The sequence below is a fragment of the Streptacidiphilus sp. MAP12-20 genome, assembly GCF_041262525.1.
GTDB lineage: Bacteria > Actinomycetota > Actinomycetes > Streptomycetales > Streptomycetaceae > Streptacidiphilus.
In genome coordinates, this window is the sequence record NZ_JBGCCK010000010.1 from 49,236 (window position 1) to 72,863 (window position 23,628).

The window sequence follows — 23,628 nt, forward strand, 5'->3', positions numbered from 1 at the left end:
CGAGAGTCATCACCCACGACAGGGAGACCGGCCGACATGACCGAATCAGAACCGAAGACGGACCTCCACCCTTCGGCCGACCTCTGGCCGCTCGTCCACGCCGAGCGAGCGGCCCTTGTGGCCGATCTCGGGGGCCTGGCCGACGAGCAGTGGACCACGCCGTCGCTGTGCACCGGATTGACCGTGCGCGAGGTACTGGCACACCTCACGGCCGGGGCGAGCCTCAATCCCGTGCGGTGGATGGCGGGCGTGATCCGCTGTCGGTTCGACTTCGACAAGCAGGTGGCCATGCGGCTGGCCGAGCAGTTGGGCGCGACCCCGGCTGAGACACTGGAGCGGTTCCGCCGAGTCGTCACGAGCACGACCAAACCCCTGCGGACCGTGGCGATGCTCGGCGAAACGGTCGTGCACGCGGAGGACATTCGGCGTCCGCTGGGCCTCCGCCACGACTACCCGATCGAAACGGTCACGCGGGTGGCCGAGTACTACCAGGGCTCCGACCTACCGGTTCTCAGCAAACGACGGATCAGTGGCCTCCGACTCGTCGCGACCGACGGCCCTTTCACCGCCGGCTCCGGACCGCTCGTGTCCGGCACCACCCTGGCGCTGACCATGACGATGGCGGGACGCGTTACCTACTGCGACGAACTCCATGGCGATGGTGTCACGACCCTGCGGGACCGCTGCTAGTCCCCGTGAGCCGGCGCAAGGCGCCGCGTTCAGCCTGGCCGGACGGACGATCAGCGGACCTCGCGAGGGCGGAATTGCGCGAATCGCCCAACGAGCAACGGGATCGCGCCGGGCCCGGGGCGGCCCGTCAGGCGCGGTTCGATGCCGGCATCGCCTCCGGCTCCGGCTCGGAGCGAAGCGGTGCCGCGCGGCGGGGTAGCAGCAGCGGGGTCGCCAGCAGGAGCGCGCCCGCCAGGCCGATGGCCGTACGCGGGCCGAGCAGGCTGCCCAGCACGCCCCAGACGGCCGTCAGGAGCGAGGTCGAGGCCTTGGTCGTCACCGCCCAGGCGGACAGCGTGCGGGTGACCCGGTCGGTCGCGGTGCGCTCGAGGCGGTAGGTGGCGTACACGGGGTTGAAGACCCCGCAGCAGAAGATGAGACCGAGCTCGACGCCCATCACCAGCAGCAGCCCGCCGGTGCCCGGCCCCACGAAGGCCAGGCCGATGGGCCAGAGCGCGCGCAGCGTCCCGGTCACGACCAGAACCTGGTGCTGCCCGAAGCGGGTAGCGAGCGGTCGGGCCAGCCGAGAGCCGAGCAGCCCGCCGATCGAGGGCGCGGCGAAGACAAGGCCGTACTGCCAGGGTGCGAACCCGAGCCGGCCGAGCATCAGGACGGCCAGCAGCGGCTCGGCGGCCATCACCAGACCGTTGAACACGGCGGTGTTGAAGAACAGCGGACGCAGCGTCGCGTCGGCGAGGATGTACCGCCAACCGTCCAGCAGGTCCCCGGCCCGCATGCGCGCGGCCTCCCGGCGTTCGGGCGGCGGCTCGTGCCCGCCCGTCGCGCGGATGCCCAGGGCCGAGAGCAGGTAGCTGACTGCGTCGGCCACCACTGTCGCCACCGGACCGAGGAGCCCGATGGCCGCGCCGCCCAGTGGCGGTCCGATGATCGTGGTCGTCCAGGCCGTGGACTCGAATCGGGAGTTGGCGACGAGCAGGTGCTCGGTCGGCAGCAGCGTCTTGAGGTACGCGCCGGAGGCGGCGCGGAAGGTGATGTCGGCCGCCGCGACGACGACCGAGACCAGCAGGAGCTGAAGGAAGGTGAGCCGGCCGAGCGCGAACGCGGCGGGGATGGTCAGCAGCGCCGCGAACCGCACCAGGTCCATCGCGATGAGCACCGGCCGCTTGCGGCGGAACTCCACCCACGGGCCCAGCGGCACCGCCACGGCCGCGCCTACCGCGGCCCCGACGGAGGAGAGCGCGGCGACCTCGGCGGGTCCGGCGTGCAGCACCCGGATGGCGATCAGCGGGAACGCGCCGAACGCGAGCCACGTGCCCAGCGCGCTGGTCCCGTACGCTCCCCAGAGCCACCCGAACCGCCGCCCCAGCCGATGTCCCAGCCGGTGCTCGCTGCTCATGCCCGACGCCCCTCGCCACTCGCCCGCACAACCGATCCGCGATCAGCAGCATCTAAGCGAGCACCGTACCCGGGGATCAAACAACCGAAGGGTCGGCAGCCACAACCAATGGTTGTTCCCATAGGGTAGCGCCATGGACCTCGACACTGTCCGGACCTTCGTCGCCGCCGCCGACACGGGGCAGTTCCAGGAGGCCGCCGCCGAGCTCGCGGTCACCCAGCAGGCTGTCTCAAAGCGCATCGCCACGCTGGAGCGCAACCTCGGCGTGCGGCTGTTCACCCGCACCGCGCGCGGCGCCGAGCTCACCATCGACGGGCAGGCGTTCCTGCCCCACGCGCGCGAGTTGCTGCGCGTCGCCGAGCGCGCGGTCGCGTCCGTGCGCACCGGCCGTCGTCCGCTGCGCGTCGACGTGATCGCCTCGCGCACCGCGCAATCGGGCCTGATGCGCGGCTTCCACCGCGCGCACCTCGAGATCGAGCTCGACGTGGTGATGCTGTTCGACGTCGAGACGGCCGTCGCCGCCATCCGGTCCGGCGCGATCGACGCGTCCTTCCGCGCCGTCGCCGTGCCCGGCCGGCCCCTTCCCGAGGACATCGAGTCGGTCCGGGTGCTCGACGAGTCGCTCCAGCTCCTGACCGGTCCCGCCCACGCGCTGGCGGGCTCCCGGTCGGTGACCGTCGCTCAGCTCGCCGGGCACCGGATCTGGATGCCCGGCATCGTCCCCGGCACCGAGTGGGCCGCCTACTACGACGACCTCGTCGCCGAGTTCGGCCTCACCATCGAGGCGACCGGCCCCAACTTCGGCTCCGACGCGCTCCTCGACACCATTGCGGACACCCCCGCCCTGGCCACGTTCATGGGCGAGCACACGCGCCTCGTCTGGCCCGCCGACCACGGCCTGCGCCGCATCCCGGTGACCGACCCGACGCCCGTCTACCCGCACTCGCTCCTCTGGCACCGCGACAACCCCCACCCGGCGCTGGCCACCCTCCGCGCCCACCTCGCCGCCACGGCGGCCGGCCACGACGCCGCCGGGACCTGGGCGCCGAGCTGGGTGATTCCGCGCTGAACGCCGCCGCCGACCGATTCCGCCGGCGTGGATGAGACAAAGCACCGTGGTTCGTGGCCGTAGGCGCGCGCCGTGAACGAGGCGGGAGCTGGAGGTCGCCCCGCGTCGGAGGTCTTACGCCCGAACCGAGCGGGAGTCACACTCGAAGCCATGTCCGACTCAAGTGCACGTCCCCACTCGAGATCCGGCTCATCCGTCGCCGCGGCCGAGGCCGCGCCCGAGGAACCGCGCCTGCGCAGGAGCCTCAACGTCTGGCAGGCGGTCGGCCTGTCCATGGCGCTGATGGCGCCCAGCATGGCGGTCAACATCAACCCGCAGGCGGCCGCGCCGAGCGTAGGCCGCGCAGTCCCGCTCGCCTTCCTGATCGCCACCGTCGGAGTGCTGCTGGTGGCCTACGTCTTCGTCCGGCTGTGCCAGTACTTCCACCACTCCGGCTCCGTCTACGCCTTCGTCGGGGCCACGCTGGGCCCGCGCTGCGGAGTCGTGGCGGGCTGGGGGCTGATCGGCACCTATCTCTTCTACGGCGTCACCACCTCCTCCGTCGTCGGCATCTTCGGCACCTCCTTCCTTCAGCGGACCGGCGTGTGGCCGCATCCGCCCGTGGACGCGCCGTTCATCCTCACCGGCTGTGTTCTCGTCCTGGCCTGGTGGCTGACGGTCGCTTCGGTCCGCCGCGGCACGAACGTGCTCCTGACCGTCGAGGGCGCGACCGTGGCGCTGATCCTCGCCGTCAGCGCCGTCGTGCTGGTCCGGCTGGTGGTCGGCAACGCGCCGGCCGGGCACCGGTTCACGATGTCCGTTTTCAGCGTGCCGCCGGGCACCGCGCCGTCCGCGCTCTTCCTGGGCGTGGTCTTCGGCTTCCTCTCCTTCGCCGGTTTCGAGGCCGCCTCAACCCTGGGCGAGGAGGCGAACGAGCCGCGCCGCGACATCCCTCGAGCCATCCTCGGCACCACGCTCTTCGGAGGCGTGTTCTTCGTCGTCGTGACGGGGATCGAGATGATGGGCTTCGGCGCGAACACGTCCGGGGTGACGGCCTTCGGCAACTCCTCCTCGCTGATCGGCGACCTCGGCGGGGCGTATCTGAGCCCATGGGTGGGCGACGCGGTCACGCTGGGGGCGACGGTCAGCGCCTTCGGCTGCTGCCTGGCCTGCACGGTCGGCTCGGCCCGACTCCTCTTCGCGCTGAGCCGCGACAGCCTGGGCGACCGGGGACTGGGCCGGGTCTCCCGCTCCGGCGCACCGGCCTGGGCGGCGACGGCGGTCTCGCTGGCGATGGCCCTGGTGCTGGGGATCTGCGTGGTGGCCTTCTCCGCGGTGCCGGAGGACACCTTCGTCTGGGGCGGCACCATCGGCACGCTGATCCTGCTGGTCGCCTACGTGCTGACGACGCTGGGCGCGATCCGACTGATCTTCGTCCAACGCCGCATGCCCGTGCCCATGTGGCAGATCGTCATCCCCATCGGGGCGCTGGGCCTGCTCGGCTACACCGTCTACCGAAACGTCATCCCCTATCCGGCGTCGGGCCCGGGACACTGGTTCCCGATCGTCGCGGGCGGCTGGCTGGCGGCCGCCGTGGTCGTGGCGTGCGCCGCCCCGGGCACCGCCCGCCGTGTGGGCCAGCGCCTGACGGAGGCCGAAGGCCTGCGCGGGGAGGCCGCTGCGCCACCCGGCTGACGGCCTGGGGCCAATGAGCGGGCGGGCGGGCGCCACTCGCGTAACCTGTCGGAGCATGTGCTACCACGCGTTCAACGGCGCCTTCCGGCACTACGTGTGCGTCGCATGCCGGCTCGCCTTCAAGGCCAGCACCTGGCCGATCCGGAAGCGCGTCTGTCCCGGCTGTCGTGGGCAGCTCGTCTTCGCCGGCTACGACTTCGCCGCGCCTCGGCGACGCGATGCGAAGGCGTGGTCCGTCGTTGCGACCGTGCTCGCGGAGGGGCTGATCTACGATCACCGCCCGGGCTGCGGCTGCTCGCGGCTCCCGTCGTTCCGGCCCCGGACCAAGGCGCAGGTGCGCGTCCGGCGGCGCGCGGCTGAGCGGCTGGGCCTGCCTCTGGCCGTGACCCTCGCCCGCCGCGACGCCTTCACCGCGGAGACCCGCGACGAGCAGACACTGACGCCGTCGGCCACCCGCGACGCGACCTGAGCGTGACGTCGACACGTCTCCGGCGGCCTGAGAGGGAGATCAACAATGTCTGCGACGCTGACGCTGACCCACAAAGCGATCGGGGCGGAGGTCCGCCGCGCCGCGTACGACGTCGTGCTCGATGGGGAGCGCGTCGGGTCAGTCGAAATGAACGAGACGTTCGAGTCGCCCATCGAACCTGGACGTCACACGCTGCGAGTCCGCAGCGGCCGAAACTCCAGCCGAACCACGACCTTTGATGCTGTTGACGGCGAGACCGTCGCCTTCCGATGCACCGGAAAGAGCATCCTGCCGATCTTTCTCTTGTCGTTCTTCGTCCCCAGCCTCGCGCTCAGGCTCAAGCGCCAGTAGGCGCGGCTCCCGCGAAAGTGGCCGGAAGCCGCCATCACCGGGGCGATCAACCTCCTTCGATTGCAGTCATATTGCGGCCCGTTACGCCCGCCAGTCCTGATCGGCTGCGAACGCCTTCACCGTGATCGTTGTTCTTTCAACGGGATTGTGTCGAGCGCCGCCGTCGGGTTACGGTTCAGCCAGGTCATGAGTGTCAGCGTCAAGCCCTGGCTTGCTGAACGGCAACCCTCCCACGCGGTGGGGTGCTCCAGGTGAGGACCCGGCGGAGCCGAGAACGGCGCCCGCAAGCGCGAGCTCGAAGCGGTGCGGAACCGATCGGGACGGAGGTGACGACAGTGCGACAGGCCCGCATGCTGTCTGCCGTCGTCACCGTCAAGGCCCGATGCCGCGTCACCACCACCTTCGCGCGGCTCCACATCGATCTGCAGCGCGTCACCACCGCGCTGTGTCCGGCGTCCGAGTACGCCCTCGTGCGGCACGTCGCCGCGCCGCACGCCGCCGCCTGACCCGCGTCGCCACTCCGTTCGTCCCCCTCCAGCCCCGGCCCGGCGCCCCCGTTGCCGATGGTGTGGCCCGTTCGGCGTGCCGCGTGCCGCACAGAGTCAGCGCACCCCTCCGAGCAGACATCCATCCGATCACGAGGTGGTTCCCATGCCTGAAACCCGTGCAGCCCTGCACCTGGCCGTCGCACTCGACGGCGCCGGCTGGCATCCCGCCGCCTGGCGCGAGCACGACGCCCGACCAGAGGCCCTGTTCACCGCCCGGTACTGGGCCGACCTGGTCACCGAGGCCGAGCACGGCCTGCTGGACCTGGTGACGATCGAGGACTCACTGAGCCTCCAGTCCACCCACCCCACCGGGCCGGACCAGCGAACCGACCAGGTGCGCGGCCGGCTGGACGCGGTGCTGATCGCCGCCCGTATCGCGCCACTGACCCGGAGCATCGGGCTGCTCCCGACCGCAGTCGTCACCCACACCGAGCCATTCCACCTCTCCAAGGCGATCGCCACCCTCGACTACGTGAGCACCGGTCGCGCCGGGATCCGGGTCAAGGTGTCCGGACGCGCCGACGAAGCCGCGCACGTCGGACGCCGCCCGGCGCCGCAACTACGCGTCGAGGACCTCGACTCGGAGGCAGGGCGCGAACTGCTCCGGGATCTGTTCTCCGAGGCCGAGGACTACGTCGAGGTCCTGCGCCGGCTCTGGGACAGCTGGGAGGACGACGCGGAGATCCGCGACGTCGCCACCGGCCGGTTCGTCGACCGCGCCAAGCTGCACTACATCGACTTCGAGGGCACCAGGTTCAGCGTGCGGGGACCCTCCATCACGCCGCGCCCACCGCAGGGCCAGCCCGTGGTCGCCGCGTTGGCGCACCGGGGCGAGCCCTACCGCCTGGTCGGCCGGTCGGCCGATCTCGGCTTCGTCACCCCGCGCGATGCCGAGGACGCCCGGTCCATCGTCGCCCAGATCCGCGACGCGCAGGCGGCCGCCGGCCGCGCGGGCGAGACCGTGCACGTCTTCGGCGACCTGGTGGTCTTCCTCGACGACGACCCCGGCGCCGCCGCGGACTGCAAGGCCCGCCTGGACCAGCGGGCCGGCGCCGCTTACACCAGCGACGCCCGGATCTTCACCGGAACGCCGGCCGAACTCGCCGATCTCCTCCAGGAGTGGCAGCGGGCCGGACTCACCGGCTTCCGGCTTCGTCCCGGCGCTCTCCCCTACGACCTGGAGCAGATCACCCGCCGCCTGGTGCCCGAGCTCCAGCGCCGAGGGATCTTCCGCACCGCCTACGAGGCACCGACCCTACGCGGACTGCTCGGCCTGCCGCGCCCCGCCAACCGCTACGCCACCAGCGCCGTCAGCGCCCGCGCCTGAGCCGGAAGGACCGCATCATCCATGAGCAAGCCCGTCAAGCAGATCCACCTCGCCGCGCACTTCCCCGGCGTCAACAACACCACCGTGTGGAGCGACCCGGCCGCCGGCAGCCAGATCGACTTCAGCTCCTTCGTCCACCTCGCGCGGACGGCGGAGCGGGCCAAGTTCGACTTCCTGTTCCTCGCCGAAGGGCTGCGGCTGCGCGAGCAGAACGGCGAGATCTACGATCTGGATGTCGTGGGCCGACCGGACACCTTCACCGTCCTGGCTGCGCTGGCGGCCGTCACCGACAGGCTCGGCCTCGCCGGAACCATCAACTCCACCTTCAACGAACCCTACGAGGTGGCACGGCAGTTCGGCTCATTGGACCACCTGTCGGCGGGCCGCGCGGCCTGGAACGTCGTCACCTCCTGGGACGAGTTCACCGGCGAGAACTTCCGCCGCGGCGGGTTCCTCGCTCAGGAGGACCGCTACGAGCGCGCCAGGCAGTTCCTGACGGCGACGTGGGAGTTGTTCGACTCCTGGCGGGGCGACGAGATCGTGGCGGACAAGGAGACGGGCGTCTTCCTCGGCGACCCGGACCCGGGCCGGTTCGACCACCACGTCAGCCAGTTCGACATCTCCGGCCGCTTCAACGTCCCGCGCAGTCCGCAGGGCCGCCCGGTGATCTTCCAGGCGGGCGACTCCGAGGAGGGCCGCGAGTTCGCCGCCTCGGCCGCCGACGCCATCTTCACCCGGCACGGCACACTGGAGGCGGGCCGGGCCTTCTACGCCGACGTCAAGGGTCGCCTGGCCCGCTACGGCCGCTCCCCCGACGAGCTGAAGATCCTGCCCGGCGTCACCTTCGTGCTGGGCGACACCGACGCCGAGGCCCAGGAGAAGGCGGACCTGATCCGCCACCAGCAGGTCAGCGGCCAGACCGCGATCAAGCTCCTCGAGCAGCTGTGGAACCGCGACCTCAGCGGCTACGACCCCGACGGACCGCTCCCTGAGCTGGACCCGCTCACCGGCGAGAACACCGTCGCCCGCGGCCGGGCCTCCGTGCGGATGCACCGCGACCCGCTGGCCGTCGCCGCCCAGTGGCGCACTCTCGCCGAGACCAAGAACCTGTCGATCCGAGAGCTGATCGTCGAGGTGACCGGGCGTCAGTCGTTCATCGGCACCCCGGCCCGGGTCGCCGCGCAGCTGAACGAGTTCGTGCAGACCGACGCGAGCGACGGGTTCATCCTCGCACCGCACCTGACCCCGGGCGGCCTGGACGAGTTCGCCGACACCGTCGTCCCGCTGCTCCAGGAGCGCGGGGTGTTCCGCACCGAGTACGAGGGCGAGACGCTGCGCGACCACCTCGGCCTCGGCGCACCCCGCACGGCACGCACCAGCGACGCGGCCGTGGTGCCGTCGTGAAATTTCTCGCCATCACCCTGATCGTGCACACGCCGGACCCCGTGACCGGCGCACGCAAGTCCACGCAGGAGCGCTTCCGGGAGGTCGTCGACAACGCGCTGTTCGCCGAGGAGCTGGGCTTCGACGGCTTCGGCGTGGGCGAGCGCCACGAGCGGCCGTTCATCTCCTCCTCGCCACCGGTGGTCCTCAGTCACATCGCCGCCCTCACCCACCGGATCCGCCTGTTCACGGCGGTGACGACCTTGAGCCTGCTCGACCCGGTCCGCGCGTACGAGGACTACGCGACCCTCGATCACCTCTCCCGGGGCCGGCTGGAGCTGATCATCGGAAAGGGCAACGGCGCGGCCCAGCGCGAGCTCTTCCAGGTCACCCCCGAGAACCAGTGGGAGCGCAACGCCGAGTCCTACGAGCTGTTCCGGCGCATCTGGCGGCAGGACAAGGTGACGTACAAGCCGCGTTTCCGCCCTGAGCTGACCGATGCCGAGGTCTGGCCCCGCCCGCTCCAGCAGCCGATCCGGGTCTGGCACGGCAGCGCGACCAGCCGCGAGTCGGTCGACCTCGCCGCCCGCTACGGGGACCCGCTCTTCTCCGCCAACGTCACGAACCCGATCGAGCCCTACGCCGAACTCGTCCGGCACTACCGCGAGCAGTGGGAGCACTACGGCCACGACCCGGCCCTGGCCACCGTCGGCGCGGGCACCGCCGGCTACTACGCCGCGCGCACCTCGCAGGAGGCGTTGGCGGTCTACCGACCGGTCTTCGAGGGCCGGCTGGCCTTCCAGAAGGAACTCGGCCTGGCACCGGTCTTCCCGACCCTGGAGGACTTCGTCGAACGCAGCTCCGCCCTGATCGGCAGCCCGCAGCAGGTGATCGAGAAGGTGCACCGGTACCACGAGCAGCTCGGCCACAGCGTGCTGCACCTGCACGCCGACGCCGGCGGCCTCACCGACGCCCAGCACCGGGACAGCCTGGAACTGTTCCAGTCCGACATCGCCCCCACGCTGCGCCGGGAGATCCCCGATCCGCCCGGACCGTGGGGCCCGGTCACCGAAGCCTCCGCCCCAGCCCCAGCCCCGGCCGCGTCCGTGTCCGCGTGCGCCGCGAAGTGACGAAGGAACCCTCCATGGCCAACACCCCGCTCACCGTGCTGGACCTCGTCCCGATCTCCTCCGGCTCCGACGCGACCGAGGCCCTCCGCAACAGCATCGACCTGGCCCAGCAGGCCGAAGACCTCGGCTACGCGCGCTACTGGTTCGCCGAACACCACCTCAACCCCGGCGTCGCGGGCACCTCCCCCGCGGTCGTGCTCGCTCTCACCGCGGCCGCCACCTCGACGATCCGGCTTGGGGCGGGCGCCGTCCAGCTCGGACACCGCACCGCCCTGTCCACCGTCGAGGAGTTCGGGCTGCTCGACGCGCTGCACCCCGGCAGGTTCGACCTGGGCCTCGGCCGCTCCGGCGGCCGGTCCGGCGGCCGGTCCGCGCCGACCGCCCGGGAGCCCGCCCTGGTCGGCGCGACGACCGTGGTCGACGGCCGCACTCCGGGTGGACTGCGGATCCCGGGCCGGTTCTCCTACGAGCACCTGCTGCGTCACCCGCGCTTCGCCCTGCACAAGAAGCTGCTCCAGCTGCCGGGCGCCGAATCCCAGCCCTACGACGAACAGATAGCCGACGTCCTCGCCCTTCTGGCCGGCACCTACACCACCGCGGACGGAGTCGAAGCGCACGTCGTGCCAGGCGAGGGCGCCGACCTCCAGGTCTGGATCCTGGGCAGCAGCGCCGGGATCAGCGCCGAGGTCGCCGGCGCGCACGGCCTGCGCTTCGCCGCGAACTACCACGTCAGCCCGGCCACCGTGCTGGAGGCGGCCGAGAGCTACCGCGCAGCCTTCCAGCCTTCCGCCGAACTGGACCGCCCCCACGTCAGCGTCTCCGCCGACGTCGTGGTCGCCGAGGACGAGGCCACCGCCCGGGAGCTGGCCACCGGCTACGGCCTGTGGGTGCGCAGCATCCGCAGCGGCGACGGCGCGATCCCGTTCCCCACCCCTGACGAAGCCCGCGCGCACTCCTGGACCAAGGCGGACCACGCGCTGGTGGCGGACCGCACCGAGACCCAGTTCGTCGGCTCACCGGGACAGGTCGCCGACCAGTTGGAGGCGCTCAGGGACGCCACCGGCGCGGACGAACTGATCATCACGACCATCACCCACCGGCACGAGGACCGAGTCCGCTCCTACGAGCTGCTCGCCGAGGAATGGGGACAGCGATGACCGCGACACAGACGGAGATCCGGGCCCTCGGCGCTCAGGAGCTGCGGCACGCCTTCGCGGCGTTCCCGACCGGCGTCACCGCTCTCGCGGCGCTGGCCGACGGAACGCCGGTCGGCCTCGCCGCCAGCTCCTTCACCTCCGTGTCGCTCGCCCCGCCCCTGGTCTCGGTCTGCGTCGCCCACAGCTCGACCACCTGGCCGCTGCTGCGCGATCGCACCCGCATCGGCGTCAGCGTGCTCGGCGCGCACCAGGAGGATGCCTGCCGGCAACTCGCCGCCGGCGACGGTGACCGGTTCGCCGGCCTCGACTGGACCACGACCGCCGACGGGGCCGTACTGATCGAGGGTGCGACGGCCTGGTTCGACTGCAGCATCGACCGAATCGTCAGGGCGGGCGACCACGACATCGCGCTGCTGCGGGTCCACGACCTCGACGCCGACCACGCGGTGGCTCCGCTGGTCTTCCACGCCAGCCGATTCCACCGCCTCGTCGGCGGACCCGATCCGACCGACACCCGGGAGACGTGATCGCTGGCACGCCGCACACGAGCGGGCCTTGGCGGAGCCGAACGCCGTCCGGCGGGGTGGTGGTCCGGAACGAGGCGCGCCGCGAGCAGTTGTTCGTCGCTCCTTCGGTCGCGGTCGGCGGGTGCGGCGAACAGGCGAGCGGACGTGTAGCCCGCCAGGCTGGGCTGGGCTGGGCGGCCGTGGGCGGTACGGCGTCGTGCAGGCGAGAACGGGCGGGCGGGTGACGGGCGCCCGTCACCCGCGCGCCTGTTCAGATGGTCGCCGACAGGTCCGCGACCGTGCTGTAGTGGGAGGCGTCGCCCTTGACGGAGTGGCTGCGGGTGCCGTCGATGCCCGCCGGGACGTCGCCCGCCACGGTCACCCGGTTCAGTCGGCGCGGGTGGTCGTCGTAGTTGTCGACGCCATAGTGCTGGGTGATCCGGTTGTCGAAGAGCACCAGCTGGCCGGGCTGCCAGCGGTGGCGCAGTACGTTCTCGGGGCGGGTCACATACGCCTGCAGCAGGCGCAGCACATCGCGCGACTCGGCCGCGGACAGGCCCACGATCCGCTGCGCGAAGCCGCCGATGAACAGGCCGCGCTCCCCCGTGAGCGGGTGGACCCGGACGACCGGGTGGACGGTCTCGTAGACGGTGGAGGTGAACACCGCGCGGCGCTCCAGCGCCTCCGCGGCCTGCCCCTCCTTCGGAACGGCGTAGTCGTAGTCGTTGGTGTGCACGGCCCACAGCCCGTCCGCCAGGGAGCGCAGCGGTTCCGGCAGGTCCCGGTAGGCGGCGGCCGAATTGGCGATCAGGGTCTCTCCGCCATAGGGCGGCACGGTGATGCTTCGCAGCGTGCTGAGCTGCGGCGGGTTGAGGACGAAGGTGACGTCGGTGTGCCAGTGGTTGGCCCGGCCGAACTCGCTGTCGACGGGCAGGATGTTGGGTGCTCCGGGCTGGGCCGGGACGGTGGGGTGGGCGGTCGTCAGATCGCCGAAGGCGCGGGCGAAGCGTTCCTGTCCGGCGTCGTCGAGGCCCTCGGCGTCGAAGACGAGGACCTTGTGGACGTTGACGGCCTCGCGCAGCGCGGCCACGGTCTCGGGGGTGAGATCCTCGCGCAGGTCGATCCCGCCGACCTGGGCGCCGATGCGGGCGCTGAGCTTGCGGGCGGTGAGGCCGGCGGTGGGGGGTGCGGTGGTGGTCATGCGGTTCCTCCTTGGTTGGCTGTGCGGCGGAGTGTGTGTGGGTGCCCGGTGTCCTCGCGGGGACAGTTGGAGGCAATCAGCTGCGCGAGGGGCCGGTTCGCGTCAGGTGGAACTGGTTGGCGGGGACCGGGAGTCCGTAGTGTTCGCGCAGGGTCGTGCCCTCGTACTCCTCGCGGAACAGGCCCTTGCCGCGCAGGATCGGCAGAACGTGCTCGATGAAGACCTCCAGGCCGGACGGCAGGGCCGGCGCCATGATGTTGAAGCCGTCCGCAGCGCCGCCCTCGAACCAGGCCGTGATGGTGTCCGCCACCTGGTCGGGTGTGCCGACGAACTCGAAGTGGCCGCGGCCGCCGCCGATCCGTGAGATGAGCTGCCGGACCGTCAGCTGCTCGCGCGCCGCGAGCTCGATGAAGAGGTCGGAGCGGCTCTGCGAGCCCTCCAGCTTCGGCCGGGCCAGGATGAAGTCCGGCAGCGGCTCGTCGAGCTCGAACGCCGACGGCTCGGTCTCGAAGATCGCGGCGAGCTGCCGCAGCCCGTAGGCGGGCACCCGCAGCTGGTCGAGCTCCTCGGCCAACGACCGGGCCTCGGCCTCGGTCGAGGCGATGTAAGGCACGATGCCCGGCAGCACGATCACGCCCTCCGGGTCGCGTCCGGCTGCCTTCGCGCGTGCTTTGATGTCGCCGTAGAAGTCCGCGGCCCGCTCGTAGGTCCGGTGGGCCGTGAAGATCGCCTCGGCGTGCCGGGCCGCGAAGTCCTTGCCGTCCTCGGAGGAGCCGGCCTGAACGAGCAGCGGGTAGCCCTGCGGCGAGCGCTCGACGTTGAGCGGGCCCGCCACGCTGAAGTACCGGCCCTGGTGCTCGAGCCGGTGCAGCCGGTCGGGATCGGCGTAACGGCCTGCTGCCTTGTCGGCGACGACCGCCTCGGACTCCCAGCTGTCCCACAGCGCCTTCGCGACCCCGAGGAACTCGTCGGCACGCGCATAGCGCTCCGCGTGGGACGGACGGTCCTGGAGGCCGAAGTTGGCCGCTTCGTCCGCTCCGGCGGAGGTGACGATGTTCCAGCCGGCCCGGCCGCCGCTGACGTGGTCGACGGAGGCGAGCCGGCGGGCGAGGTTGTAGGGCTCGTTGTAGGTCGAGGAGACGGTCGCGATGAGTCCGATCCTGCTGGTTGCCTGGGACAGCGCGGTCAGCAGGGTCAGCGGTTCGAGCTGGCCCGGCGGCCGGAACTCGCCGGTGCCGTTGAGCGCCGGACCGTCCGCGAGGAACAGGGAGTCGAACTTCGCGCTCTCGGCCAGTTGTGCGAGCCTGATCCAGTGCTGCAGGTCGAAGTCGGCCCGGGGGTTGCTGTCCGGGAGCCGCCAGGATGCCTCGTGGTGGCCGGCCTCCATGAGGAAGGCGTTGAGGTGCAGGCGGCGCCGTCGTTCGGTGCTCACGAATGTTCTCCTTTCGCTTGTGCGGGCGCCGGGCTCAGTTGAGCTTCGAGCTGTCGAAGCCGGCGGGGAGGATGCTGTCGGTGATCGAGGCGACGTCGACCTTCTGAGAGATCTGACCGGCCTGGAGAAAGGCGTCCCCGAGCCGCTGCTCGGCGGTGATGTCGGACGGTTCGACCGGGGTCACCCGGTTCTCCAGGGCGGCGAGCGAGACCTTGGCGTCGGACAGGGAGATGCCGTCCTCCTGGGAGATCGCCTGCGCGTACGGGCCGGGGTGCTGGTGCGCCCAGGCGAACTCGCGCGCCAGCCGCTGCAGCACGTCGGTGAGGGCCGCCCGCTTCGACGGATCGTTCAGCGACTTCTCACTGGCCACGTAGTAGGCGCTGGTCTGGTCGATCGGCGGCAGGCCCTTGGCCAGGATCCGCGCGCCGTGCTCGACGGCGATCGCCGACTGCGGGTTCCAGATCGCCCACGCGTCGACCTTGCCGGTCGCGAAGGCGGTGGCGCCGGCGGCCGGCGCGAGGAAGACCAGTTGCACGTCCTTGGGGGTGAGTCCGACGCTCTTGAGCGCGTTCAGTGCGAGGCCGTGGGCCGAACTGCCCTGCGGGACGGCGATCTTTTTGCCCCTGAGGTCCGCGAGGGTCTGCAGCGGCGAGCCCTTGGGCACGATGATGTTCTCCTGCGACTGCGTGGGCGTCAGGGAGCGCTCGACGGCGACGATCTTGAAGCCGTACTCCTTGGCGGCCCCGGTGATCGGCGGCACGTCGCCGACACTGCCCAGGTCGATCTCGCCCGAGGCGGCTGCCTGGATGAGCGGCGGGCCGTAGGTGAACCGGGCGAACTTCACCTTGTACGGCGCGTTGTCGAAGACTCCGGTGATCTTCGACAACGCCTCGCTGCCGTCACCGCCGTTGTCGCCGACGGTGAAGGTGTACTGGCTCCATTCCGGATGGGCAGCCGCGCTGGAACCGCTCGCGCCGCTCAGCGGCGCGGCGGCCTGCGAAGCAGTCGAGCAGGCGGTCAGGGTGCTCACAAGGGCCATTGCGCCGAAGGCGGCGGCGATGCGAAGGGCTCTGGAGGTCGTCGCGATGCGCATGGGTTCTTGGGCGCTTTCTGTGTGACGTTCGGTGAAGGTGTTCAGGAGGAGGGGGGATTCAGAACCCGGAGGTCGAATTCAGTGCTGGCCGGCGAGGCCGAGATGGGCCAGCAGCGTGGAGCGGAGCTCTTCGCGCGCGACGCTCGCCTCGCGATCGGCGGAGGACAGGTCGACACGGTGCTCGTTGCCGATGCGGCCGTTGCCCATGACGAGGATCCGGTCCGCCAAGGCGATGGCCTCGTCGACGTCGTGGGTGACGAGCAACATCGCCGCGTGATGCCGGCTGCGCAGGGCCCGCACGAGGTCGTGCATGCGCAGCCGGGTGATCGCGTCGAGCGCCGCGAAGGGCTCGTCGAGCAGGACCAGTTCCGGCTCGGATACCAATGCCCGTGCCAGTGCTACCCGTTGGGCCTCCCCGCCGGAGAGCTCCTTGGGCCAGGCCCGCTCCCGGCCCGCGAGCCCGACCTCGGCGAGGGCCTCACCGGCTCGCTGCTCCGCGTCCGGTCCCTGCAGGCCCAGCGTGACGTTGCGCAGCACCCGCTGCCAGGGCAGCAGTCGGTCGGCCTGGAAGACGACCGCGCGCCTGGCCGGGACCTCCACCACTCCGCCGTCGGGCCGGTCCAGCCCTGCGAGCAGGCGCAGCAGGGTGCTTTTGCCGCAGCCTGAGGGGCCCAGCAGGACCACGAGTTCTTCGTCGGCGATGGTCAGGTCCAGCTCGTCGAGCACGACCCGGTCACCGAACCGGCGGACGGCCTTCTCGACGACGACCGCGGCCTGCTGCCGGGTGCGCGTGCTCGGCGTGGCGCTCATGCTGCCTCATATCCGGGGCGCCACCGCAGCAGCACCCGCTCGAGAATCCGGACGAACTGGTCGGCGAGCAGACCGAGGACCGAGTAGATCGCCAGCCCCACGAAGACCTGGTCGGTCTGGAGGTAGGTCTGCCCCTGGGTGATGAGGAACCCGAGCCCCTTGTCGGCGTTGACCGTCTCGGCGGCGACGAGGCCGAGAACGCTGTAGGCGAGCGAGAAGCGCAGTCCGACCAGAAATCCCGGCAGGGCTCCGGGGACCAGCACCCGCGTGACCAGGCGCCAGGTGCCAGCGCCGGTCGTCCGCGCCATCTCGATCAGCCGCTGGTCGACCCCGCGGATCGCAGCGAAGAGGTTGAGGTACATCGGGACGCCCGCGCCGAAGGAGATCAGCAGCACCTTGGTCAGCTCGTCGATGCCGAACCACACGATCATCAGCGGCAGTACGGCCAGCAGCGGGATCGTGTTGAAGATCTGGACCAGGCCGTTGAACAGGTACTCGCCGCTGCGCAGCAGACCGCCGAGCACACCGGCGGTGATGCCGATGGTGAGCCCGAGGGCCAGCCCGATCCCGGCCCGCTGCAGCGAGATCGCCAGGTCCGGCCCGAGAGTGCCCTCCTGCCACAGGTCGGCGGCCGAGTGCACGAGCGAGCTGGGTGCGGGGGCGTAGGTCGGCGACAGTACCCCGGTGGTGGCGAGGACCTCCCACAGGATCAGGACCGCGACGGGTGTGGTGTAGGTCCCGAGCGGCCACCTCAGGCGCGCCCGCAGCGCGCTGAAGGCCGTCCGGCTCCGTGCTTCGCCCGGCAGGAAGACCTGCCGCTCGCGCACCGCTGTCCGCGACGTGCTCGGCCGCTCCTCGGCGACCGGCACGGCCAGGCTGACGTCGGTCATGCCGCGACCTCCGGAACGGAGGTGTCACGGGAGGCGTCGCCCAGGCGCTGCTCGCTGCCGCGTCCGTCGACGCCGACCGGCGCGTCGCCGGCGATGGTCACCCGGTTGAGGCGGCGCGGGTGGTCCACGAAGACGATCGCCTTGTATTCGTTGAGCGCGTCGCGGAGCGCCGCGATCGTGTACGGGCCGGGCTCGGACGCGGGGTCGACACCTTCGACCACCGCGCCGATGCGGCTGGTGAGCTTACGGACGGACAGAGGCATGAGGAACTCCCCCGGCTACACGGGCACCCTGAGGCGCCGCCGGATACGAAAGTGAATGGAGGGCCCGATGAGCGGGCATGACGACATGTCAGTTCAGGGACGCCGAACGCCTGGTGAATCACCGTCGTGACGTCGCCGGAATGGGACGCTCACCCGCTCCCGCAGCCGGCGCGGCCGCGCTCGATCCCCGGCCGCACGCAGCGGTGTGGTGCGGCCGGGACGGGAGGGAGGAGACAAGAGCCCGAAGTCGTGTGCCAGGAAAGCGGTACGAGGGTCCTAGGGAACCACGGGCAGGCGGCGCGTCACGTTGTCTCGCGGAAAGCAGAGTTGCGTGCTTGGCTCACCTGAGGCTGTCGAGGACCGACTACCGGGTCAGCGACAACAAAAAGCGCTGGACACGTGCGCCAGATCGATGTGGCGCCGCCGAGTGAGGTCCACGCGCGGGTTCATGAAGGTGAGTTCAGCAGAGACGCACCGTGGGGGTCAAGGATTTCCGGGATGCTCTCGCATGGCGGACGCCCGGCCACCCTCCGGGTGCGACGTCCCGGAGGGCGGCCTGCCAGTCACAGTGGCGAATGGTCAGTTTCGTGGGAGTGCGCGGGGGAAGCCGAAGCGTCCGACGAGACCCACATCTGCGAAGCGGGTGAGCGCGTGGATTCGGTCTCCTCGTAGCGTGAGCACGATGAGGCCGCAGGCCCGCCAGAGAGGGGCACTGGGGTCGGGGAGGTAGAGGATCAGGGCAGGCTGGCCGTTGGCCCGGGTGGGGAAGAATTTGAGAGCCTGACCGGCGTGGGATTCCAAGAGGAATCGTGCAATCGGCTGGGGTCCCCGATGCTCGAGGGGTTCAGGCGGCATGGTGAGCCTGGCGGTGTCGGTCAGGACGGCTACCAGTTCGTCCAGGTTGAAGCTCTCGAACGCGCTGACGAACCGATCGACGACGGCGGCCTCGGCCGGGGACTTGGGAGCCGGCACGTCATGCAGGTCGCGCTCGGGTCGCAGACCGGCGCGTGCCCGGATGAGTGCGCTGTTGACCGCAGTTTGCGTCGTGCCGAGGATGTCGGCCGCTTCTGCAGCCGGAAAGCCGAGCACATCCCGCAGAACGAGGACGGCTCGCTGCTGGGGCGGCAGGTGCTGCAGGCCCGCCACGAACGACAGGGCGATCGACTCCCGGGTGTCGTAGCGGGCTTCGGGACCGGGAACCAGATCGTCGAGATCATCCGGGTAAGGCTCGATCCACCACGGCTCGTCGGACCGAGCCGACCTGTTGCTTCCGGTGTCCGGATTGGCCAGATCAACCAGGTGGGGCCTGCGGGACTCACCACGCAGGAAGTTGAGGCAGCGGTTGGTGGCGATGCGATACAGCCAGGCCCGCAGCGACCGGCCGTCGAACCTGCCAATCGAACGCCATGCGGCCAACAGAGCCTCCTGAAGCACGTCCTCGGCGTCCTGAACCGATCCGAGGATCCGGTAGCAGTGCGCCTGCAGCTCGCGGCGATGGGGAGCGATCAGCTCGCTGAAGGCCTCACCGTCGCCGGCCTGGGCACGGGCGAGGGTCACCTCGGTCACGGCATGTCCTGTCCTTCCGCATGGCACCTGGATAACGCCTCCTGGAAGTACAACACCGGCGGCGCGGCGTATTCGTCGGTGAATCGCCAGGACGGCTGGGGTTTCAACCAGTAGACGACATGACCAGCAAACACCGGAGGCTCACATGACCTCACTGGAAGCCAGGCACGACGGGCGGGGGCAAGCCGCAGCACCGGGCGAGGTGCACCGCTGGCGGGCCTTCTCGCTGCTCGCCCTGGCGTACTTCATGACCGCCGTAGACATGCTGATCGTCAACGTCGCGCTGCCGACGATCGGCGTCAAGCTGCGATTCGCCGAGTCGGACCTGCAATGGGTGGTGACCGCGTACGCGCTCACCTTCGGTGGATTCCTGCTGCTCGGAGGCAGAGCTGCGGACCTACTCGGCCGTAGGCGCGTGTTCATGCTTGGGCTGGCGCTGTTCACCGCAGCCTCGCTGGCCTGCGCACTGGCCACCACCGGCACGTTCCTGATCATCATGCGTGGTGTCCAGGGCCTGGGCGCGGCCCTGGTACTGCCCGCGGCGCTGTCGATCGTGATGAACATGTTCCCCGAGGGCGCCGAGCGCAACAAGGCGCTCGGGCTTTGGGGCGCGATCGGCGCCAGCGGGGCGACCGTCGGCGTCCTGGCCGGCGGCGCCCTGACCCGGTACGCGGGCTGGCCGTACATCTTCTATCTGAACGTCGCCGTCGGCGCGGTCGCGCTGCTGCTCGCCCGGCGGGTACTGCCGGAGAGCAGGCTGGAAGGCGCACGGCGACGCTACGACCCGCTCGGCGCGATCACCGTGACCGGTGCTCTGGTGCTGCTGGTGTACGCGGTCTCGCAGGCCCCGGCCGTCGGGTGGGCAGCCGGCCGCACCCTGGCGCTGCTCGCCTCGGCCGCAGTCCTGCTGGCCGCGTTCCTCCTCATCGAGGCCAGGGCGGACGCACCGCTGCTGCCGCTGCGGCTTTTCCGGCTCAAGACCCTCACCGGGTCCAACGCGGTCGGCTTCCTGCTCGGCGCCGCCTTCTACGGCTACATCTTCACCGGCACCCTGTACATGCAGCAGGTACTCGGATACTCCGCGATGAAGACCGGCCTGTCCTGGCTGGTAGTCGGCCTGACCGGGGTAGCGCTCGCCGGGCCCGCGCAACTGCTCGTCACCCGCGCGTCGGTCAGGCTGGTGATGGCGGTCGGGCTGGCGTTGACCGGCGCGGGAATCCTGTGGGCAACACAGCTCCCCGCCCAGGGAGGCTTCTGGGCGCACCTGGCCGGCCCATTCTTCCTGACCGGCACCGTCACCTGGGTGTTCATCCCGGTATCGATCGGAGCCCTGGTCGGGGTCACCGAACGCGACGCCGGAGTCGCCTCCGGACTCATCGACTCATCCCAGCAACTCGGCGGTGCGATCGGCATCGCGATCGCATCAACCGTGGCCGCCACCCGCTCCCGTGCCCTACTCGGCCAGGGTCACGCCGTAGCAAACGCGCTCAACGGCGGATTCCACTCGGCGTTCTTGATCTGCGGGCTCGTCTGCCTGGCCGGCATCCCGGTGGCTCTCGTCTTCGTCCGGCGCACCGTAGCGGCCCAGGCCACCGCAGCCGCCGCGGACACCACCGACGCCGTACACCATGCGGCCTCAACACCCGCATCCGCCGAGTGAAGCACGAGCGACTCCGATCTCGGGTCTGCCTCAAGCTCTCCCATCGACCGACGAGGTCGCCTGCGGCACACGGTGCCCGACGGCAGAGCCGCCTCGAACCGCGCCACACCCCCGACCCCTACCTCCGCCACCTCCGCCACCTCCCGGACGCCCCCGGCGAACCGGCCTGATCCGCCTGACCCCGCCCGCGCCTGGCTCAGCGGCCAGGCCCAGTCCGACCTCGGCGTCGTGCGCACGGGCATGACGCTCTCGCGGCGGCGTCCAGTGAACCGGCGGCGGGAGCGGATCGGTCCCCTGACTCGGCACCCTGCCGCACGCCCGCGCAGGCCCGTCGGTGAGCGGCGCCAGGGCCGGATCACGTACGTCCAACGGTCGAAGAGCGAGTCTCGACCGTCGTCATCCGGCACGGCCTGACGTGGGGAGGTGTCCAGCTACCAGTAGTGGCGCCTTCCGCGTACCGCGTGCCCCGCCGAGCCGAGGAGGAGCAACACCGCCCCGACCGCAAGCACGATGATGCCGACGGTCCACAGGACCGAAATCTTGGCTACGAAGCCGATGACGAGCAGGATGACTCCCAGGACGATCACAGCGCCCTCCTCACGACGGGTTCTCTTGTCCGGCTGCTCCCCGTTCGCCGCCCGGGCAAACGTCGGCCCGGCCGTCCTGAACTGACGCGGCCCAGGCGGAAGCCCAAGGACCCCGTCGACGCTGCGCAGCGACGGCCGTGCGCAGCCGCCCGGGAAGGTCCGCCTGCTCCTGGGCGGTGCAGGCGAACACGGCGTACTCAGGGTTCGTCGTTTCGAGCCCCTGCCCGCCGGGGGAATCGCCCTCGGGCGTCCGGGCTACCTGCCAGTGCACGTGCGCGGTCTCGGCCTGGCCGTCCACGCCCGACACATACGTTCTCTCCCCTCCCAACACGTCCTCGACAGCCAGCGCCACCAGGCGCAGCACCTGCATCGTGCGCAGGAAGGCGGGCGTCATGACGTCGCCGACTGCGTGCTCGACATGCTGCTTGGGCGCGACCAGCAGCCTGGCGGGCAGGAGCGGCCAGCCGTGCAGGAATGCCAGGTGGCCTTCGTCCTCGTAGATGATCTCGTCCCGGTGGTCCGCGTCACCGGCCGCCACCGCGCACACGAAGCACGGGCGCCGTTGCCGGTCCGCCGAGTCGTTGTCCGGGTCCGTGGACTGTCTTTCCATCAATGCGCCTCCATCGGTTCGGCGTTGTCTGCTGCGGGTACTCGCCGGCCCCCGGTTCAGCGGCGGTGGCCGTCATGCTCACCGAACCCGCCATATCCCGAGTGCATATCCCGGAGACTTCGCCCAGACGAGTGAACTGGACTGCGGCGGAGCACCCCGCGTGCCAGTCGGCAACTGGAGTCGGACGGCACCCTCGATCTGCCGACTCAACCGACCGGGGCTGTCCGACCGGAAGAAACGTTCCTTCGAATATCACCCGTCTGCCTCGCCCTCCACACCGGTCGAGCAAATGAGACCGAGGCTAATGTCTTCGCATCCGACCCACTTTCACAGAAATTGAAAATAGGGCAGGTATTCGATAATTCAGAACCGCTGACACGGCTCGCAGTTCAGAGCCAGGGCCCAATGGCGGACCATCCGATATTCACAGAAACATCTTGAAGGAGTTGGGCACCTAGATGGAATTGAATGTCTCTGTCGCGCCTTCGTGGCGTGTGTTCACCGCCTGGATTTCCGGCGCCCTGATGCTGTCACTCGCGGCCGCTGGGGTCGCGCTGGCACCGACCAGCGCGCATGCGATCGGCGTGGCCGTGCCGCTGGGGACGGCGGACAGCTTCGCGGTGCTGGGCGGTCAGTCCGTCACGAACACGGGACCGACCACCATCACGGGGGATGTCGGCGTGTTCCCGGGGACCTCGATCACCGGCCTCACCCCCGTCATGGTCAATGGCGCCATCCACCAGACGGACGCCGTCGCGGCCCAGGCGCAAAGCGATCTGACCACTGCGTACAACAACGCCGCCGGCCAGGCCTCGGATGTCACGCTCACCTCGCCGGGAGACCTGGTCGGTCAGACGCTGGCCCCGGGTGTCTACACGGCCGCGTCGTCGATCAACCTCTCGGGCACGCTCACGCTTGACGCCCACGGGAACCCGAACGCGGTCTTCATCTTCCAGATCGGATCGACGCTGCAGACAGCATCCGCCAGCCGGGTCCTACTGATCAACGGCGCCCAGCCGTGCAATGTCTACTGGCAGGTGGGCAGCTCCGCGACGCTCGGCACCAACTCCACCTTCGTCGGCAACATCCTGGCCCTCACGTCGATCTCGGTCACCACCGGAGCGACCATTGACGGTCGGGCGCTCGCCCGCAACGGGTCGGTCACTTTGGATACGAACGTCATCACCCGGGCGACGTGTGCGGCCGGATCCACGACCGGCGGAATCACTGCCGGTGCCACCGGCGGCCTGATCGCCGGCGCGACAGGAGGCACCACCGCCGGAGCCACCGGCGGGCTGATCGGCGGTACGACCGGGGGCACCGGCGGGCTGATCGGCGGCACTGGTCTCGTCGGCGGTACCGGGCTCATCGGCGGGGTGGTCGCCGGCACCACCGCAGGCACCACGGCCGGCACCACCGCCGGCACCACCGCTGGCACCTCGGGCGGCGCGACCGCCGGCGGCGCGGGCGGACAGTGCCAGGACCAGTGCAGCCCCTGCCAGGATCAGTGCAGCCCCTGCCAAAACCTGTGCGACAAGTGCCAGGACCAGTGCAAGCAGTGTGACCACACGTGCGGCACGTGCGACCAGGGATGCGGCGCTCACCAGTCCGACGCGCGCAGCTTGGCGAAGTCGTAGCCGAACGCGGTTGGCCGGGCGCCGGAAGGACGGCCGTGGCGGAGCACATGCAGGACGCCGCCACGTGCCGTCCTTCCGGACACATCAGCGCACTCCCAGGCAGGCGCCGACCACACTCCCTGCTCTGCAACTGCTGGCGGCGAACGACTGGCAAGAGCCGATGGACGAGCGAGGAGGAC

22 protein-coding genes, 1 pseudogene and 1 riboswitch are annotated in these 23,628 nt (G+C 70.6%); of the genes and pseudogenes, 13 read left to right on the forward strand and 10 right to left on the reverse strand.

Features of this window, described 5'->3' with window-relative positions; translation table 11 throughout:
- The first annotated feature begins 36 nt into the window (after nt 1-36).
- Nucleotides 37-690 (forward strand): maleylpyruvate isomerase family mycothiol-dependent enzyme, encoded by a 654-nt coding sequence (locus ABIA32_RS15505; protein ID WP_370095264.1) that lies wholly within the window; start codon nt 37-39, stop codon nt 688-690.
- Between the two features lie 127 nt (nt 691-817).
- Here ABIA32_RS15505 and ABIA32_RS15510 read toward each other — a convergent pair whose 3' ends face one another.
- Nucleotides 818-2,086, reverse strand: coding sequence for an MFS transporter (locus tag ABIA32_RS15510; RefSeq protein WP_370095265.1), 1,269 nt, complete (start codon nt 2,084-2,086; stop codon nt 818-820).
- 133 nt (nt 2,087-2,219) lie between these two features.
- Here ABIA32_RS15510 and ABIA32_RS15515 point away from each other — a divergent pair, with 133 nt between their 5' ends.
- From ABIA32_RS15515 to ABIA32_RS15560, 10 genes are all read left to right on the forward strand, one after another.
- Nucleotides 2,220-3,155 (forward strand): LysR family transcriptional regulator, encoded by a 936-nt coding sequence (locus tag ABIA32_RS15515; protein WP_370095267.1) that lies wholly within the window; start codon nt 2,220-2,222, stop codon nt 3,153-3,155.
- A 150-nt stretch (nt 3,156-3,305) separates the two neighbouring features.
- Nucleotides 3,306-4,829 carry an APC family permease gene (locus ABIA32_RS15520; RefSeq protein WP_370095269.1) on the forward strand — a complete coding sequence of 508 codons (1,524 nt, stop codon included), beginning with the start codon at nt 3,306-3,308 and terminating at the stop codon, nt 4,827-4,829.
- Between the two features lie 55 nt (nt 4,830-4,884).
- Nucleotides 4,885-5,298 (forward strand): hypothetical protein, encoded by a 414-nt coding sequence (locus ABIA32_RS15525; protein WP_370095271.1) that lies wholly within the window; start codon nt 4,885-4,887, stop codon nt 5,296-5,298.
- A 45-nt stretch (nt 5,299-5,343) separates the two neighbouring features.
- Entirely contained in the window at nt 5,344-5,649 is a 306-nt protein-coding gene (locus tag ABIA32_RS15530; protein WP_370095273.1) for a hypothetical protein, read from the forward strand.
- Nucleotides 5,650-5,831: 182 nt separating this feature from the next.
- Nucleotides 5,832-5,945, forward strand: a riboswitch (SAM riboswitch).
- A 39-nt stretch (nt 5,946-5,984) separates the two neighbouring features.
- The gene (locus ABIA32_RS15535; RefSeq protein WP_370095275.1) at nt 5,985-6,155 is read left to right on the forward strand and encodes a hypothetical protein; all 171 of its coding nucleotides are present in this window, start codon (nt 5,985-5,987) and stop codon (nt 6,153-6,155) included.
- 145 nt (nt 6,156-6,300) lie between these two features.
- Complete coding sequence (locus ABIA32_RS15540; protein ID WP_370095277.1) at nt 6,301-7,524, forward strand: LLM class flavin-dependent oxidoreductase; 1,224 nt, start codon at nt 6,301-6,303, stop codon at nt 7,522-7,524.
- A gap of 21 nt (nt 7,525-7,545) precedes the next feature.
- Nucleotides 7,546-8,928, forward strand: coding sequence for an NtaA/DmoA family FMN-dependent monooxygenase (locus ABIA32_RS15545; protein WP_370095279.1), 1,383 nt, complete (start codon nt 7,546-7,548; stop codon nt 8,926-8,928).
- Entirely contained in the window at nt 8,925-10,037 is a 1,113-nt protein-coding gene (locus ABIA32_RS15550; protein ID WP_370095281.1) for an LLM class flavin-dependent oxidoreductase, read from the forward strand. The genes ABIA32_RS15545 and ABIA32_RS15550 overlap by 4 nt, the downstream gene beginning before the upstream one ends.
- A gap of 14 nt (nt 10,038-10,051) precedes the next feature.
- Complete coding sequence (locus ABIA32_RS15555; RefSeq protein WP_370095283.1) at nt 10,052-11,194, forward strand: LLM class flavin-dependent oxidoreductase; 1,143 nt, start codon at nt 10,052-10,054, stop codon at nt 11,192-11,194.
- The gene (locus tag ABIA32_RS15560) at nt 11,191-11,721 is read left to right on the forward strand and encodes a flavin reductase family protein (RefSeq protein WP_370095285.1); all 531 of its coding nucleotides are present in this window, start codon (nt 11,191-11,193) and stop codon (nt 11,719-11,721) included. Before ABIA32_RS15555 ends, ABIA32_RS15560 begins: the two co-directional genes overlap by 4 nt.
- A 250-nt stretch (nt 11,722-11,971) precedes the next feature.
- On the opposite strand, the gene ABIA32_RS15565 is transcribed toward ABIA32_RS15560, so the two are convergent.
- The 7 genes and pseudogenes from ABIA32_RS15565 to ABIA32_RS15595 all read right to left on the reverse strand — a co-directional run bounded on the left by ABIA32_RS15565 (nt 11,972) and on the right by ABIA32_RS15595 (nt 18,955).
- Nucleotides 11,972-12,901 (reverse strand): TauD/TfdA dioxygenase family protein, encoded by a 930-nt coding sequence (locus ABIA32_RS15565; protein ID WP_370095287.1) that lies wholly within the window; start codon nt 12,899-12,901, stop codon nt 11,972-11,974.
- Between the two features lie 76 nt (nt 12,902-12,977).
- Nucleotides 12,978-14,288, reverse strand: coding sequence for an LLM class flavin-dependent oxidoreductase (locus ABIA32_RS15570; protein ID WP_370095706.1), 1,311 nt, complete (start codon nt 14,286-14,288; stop codon nt 12,978-12,980).
- Nucleotides 14,289-14,367: 79 nt separating this feature from the next.
- On the reverse strand, nt 14,368-15,372 hold the full coding sequence (locus tag ABIA32_RS15575; protein ID WP_370095708.1) for an aliphatic sulfonate ABC transporter substrate-binding protein: 1,005 nt from the start codon (nt 15,370-15,372) through the stop codon (nt 14,368-14,370).
- Nucleotides 15,373-15,504: 132 nt separating this feature from the next.
- On the reverse strand, nt 15,505-16,236 hold the full coding sequence (locus ABIA32_RS15580) for an ABC transporter ATP-binding protein (protein WP_370095289.1): 732 nt from the start codon (nt 16,234-16,236) through the stop codon (nt 15,505-15,507).
- Nucleotides 16,233-17,126 (reverse strand): ABC transporter permease, encoded by an 894-nt coding sequence (locus ABIA32_RS15585; protein ID WP_370095291.1) that lies wholly within the window; start codon nt 17,124-17,126, stop codon nt 16,233-16,235. Before ABIA32_RS15585 ends, ABIA32_RS15580 begins: the two co-directional genes overlap by 4 nt.
- Nucleotides 17,123-17,245, reverse strand: a pseudogene (locus ABIA32_RS15590) (TauD/TfdA family dioxygenase); the annotation flags it as partial. The gene ABIA32_RS15585 and the pseudogene ABIA32_RS15590, both read right to left, overlap by 4 nt.
- Nucleotides 17,246-17,968: 723 nt before the next feature.
- The gene (locus ABIA32_RS15595) at nt 17,969-18,955 is read right to left on the reverse strand and encodes an RNA polymerase subunit sigma-70 (RefSeq protein WP_370095293.1); all 987 of its coding nucleotides are present in this window, start codon (nt 18,953-18,955) and stop codon (nt 17,969-17,971) included.
- Nucleotides 18,956-19,100: 145 nt separating this feature from the next.
- Between ABIA32_RS15595 and ABIA32_RS15600 the strand changes: the two genes are divergently transcribed.
- Nucleotides 19,101-20,615, forward strand: coding sequence for an MFS transporter (locus ABIA32_RS15600; RefSeq protein ID WP_370095295.1), 1,515 nt, complete (start codon nt 19,101-19,103; stop codon nt 20,613-20,615).
- A 431-nt stretch (nt 20,616-21,046) separates the two neighbouring features.
- Here the strand turns inward: ABIA32_RS15600 and ABIA32_RS15605 are convergent, their stop codons facing one another.
- Both ABIA32_RS15605 and ABIA32_RS15610 read right to left on the reverse strand, forming a co-directional pair.
- Complete coding sequence (locus tag ABIA32_RS15605) at nt 21,047-21,331, reverse strand: DUF6131 family protein (protein ID WP_370095711.1); 285 nt, start codon at nt 21,329-21,331, stop codon at nt 21,047-21,049.
- A complete protein-coding gene (locus ABIA32_RS15610; RefSeq protein WP_370095297.1) occupies nt 21,213-21,812 on the reverse strand; it encodes an HIT family protein in 600 nt (199 codons plus the stop codon). Before ABIA32_RS15610 ends, ABIA32_RS15605 begins: the two co-directional genes overlap by 119 nt.
- Nucleotides 21,813-22,270: 458 nt before the next feature.
- On the opposite strand from ABIA32_RS15610, the gene ABIA32_RS15615 reads away from it, so the two are divergent.
- Complete coding sequence (locus ABIA32_RS15615) at nt 22,271-23,449, forward strand: ice-binding family protein (RefSeq protein WP_370095299.1); 1,179 nt, start codon at nt 22,271-22,273, stop codon at nt 23,447-23,449.
- Nucleotides 23,450-23,628 lie beyond the last annotated feature (179 nt).

Coding starts and splice junctions, on each gene's coding strand:
- ABIA32_RS15505 (WP_370095264.1), top strand. CDS start 37: ATGACCGAATCAGAACCGAAGACGGACCTCCACCCTTCGGCCGACCTC.
- ABIA32_RS15510 (WP_370095265.1), bottom strand. CDS start 2,086: ATGAGCAGCGAGCACCGGCTGGGACATCGGCTGGGGCGGCGGTTCGGG.
- ABIA32_RS15515 (WP_370095267.1), top strand. CDS start 2,220: ATGGACCTCGACACTGTCCGGACCTTCGTCGCCGCCGCCGACACGGGG.
- ABIA32_RS15520 (WP_370095269.1), top strand. CDS start 3,306: ATGTCCGACTCAAGTGCACGTCCCCACTCGAGATCCGGCTCATCCGTC.
- ABIA32_RS15525 (WP_370095271.1), top strand. CDS start 4,885: ATGTGCTACCACGCGTTCAACGGCGCCTTCCGGCACTACGTGTGCGTC.
- ABIA32_RS15530 (WP_370095273.1), top strand. CDS start 5,344: ATGTCTGCGACGCTGACGCTGACCCACAAAGCGATCGGGGCGGAGGTC.
- ABIA32_RS15540 (WP_370095277.1), top strand. CDS start 6,301: ATGCCTGAAACCCGTGCAGCCCTGCACCTGGCCGTCGCACTCGACGGC.
- ABIA32_RS15545 (WP_370095279.1), top strand. CDS start 7,546: ATGAGCAAGCCCGTCAAGCAGATCCACCTCGCCGCGCACTTCCCCGGC.
- ABIA32_RS15555 (WP_370095283.1), top strand. CDS start 10,052: ATGGCCAACACCCCGCTCACCGTGCTGGACCTCGTCCCGATCTCCTCC.
- ABIA32_RS15560 (WP_370095285.1), top strand. CDS start 11,191: ATGACCGCGACACAGACGGAGATCCGGGCCCTCGGCGCTCAGGAGCTG.
- ABIA32_RS15565 (WP_370095287.1), bottom strand. CDS start 12,901: ATGACCACCACCGCACCCCCCACCGCCGGCCTCACCGCCCGCAAGCTC.
- ABIA32_RS15570 (WP_370095706.1), bottom strand. CDS start 14,288: ATGGAGGCCGGCCACCACGAGGCATCCTGGCGGCTCCCGGACAGCAAC.
- ABIA32_RS15575 (WP_370095708.1), bottom strand. CDS start 15,372: ATGGCCCTTGTGAGCACCCTGACCGCCTGCTCGACTGCTTCGCAGGCC.
- ABIA32_RS15580 (WP_370095289.1), bottom strand. CDS start 16,236: ATGAGCGCCACGCCGAGCACGCGCACCCGGCAGCAGGCCGCGGTCGTC.
- ABIA32_RS15585 (WP_370095291.1), bottom strand. CDS start 17,126: ATGACCGACGTCAGCCTGGCCGTGCCGGTCGCCGAGGAGCGGCCGAGC.
- ABIA32_RS15600 (WP_370095295.1), top strand. CDS start 19,101: ATGACCTCACTGGAAGCCAGGCACGACGGGCGGGGGCAAGCCGCAGCA.
- ABIA32_RS15610 (WP_370095297.1), bottom strand. CDS start 21,812: ATGGAAAGACAGTCCACGGACCCGGACAACGACTCGGCGGACCGGCAA.
- ABIA32_RS15615 (WP_370095299.1), top strand. CDS start 22,271: ATGGAATTGAATGTCTCTGTCGCGCCTTCGTGGCGTGTGTTCACCGCC.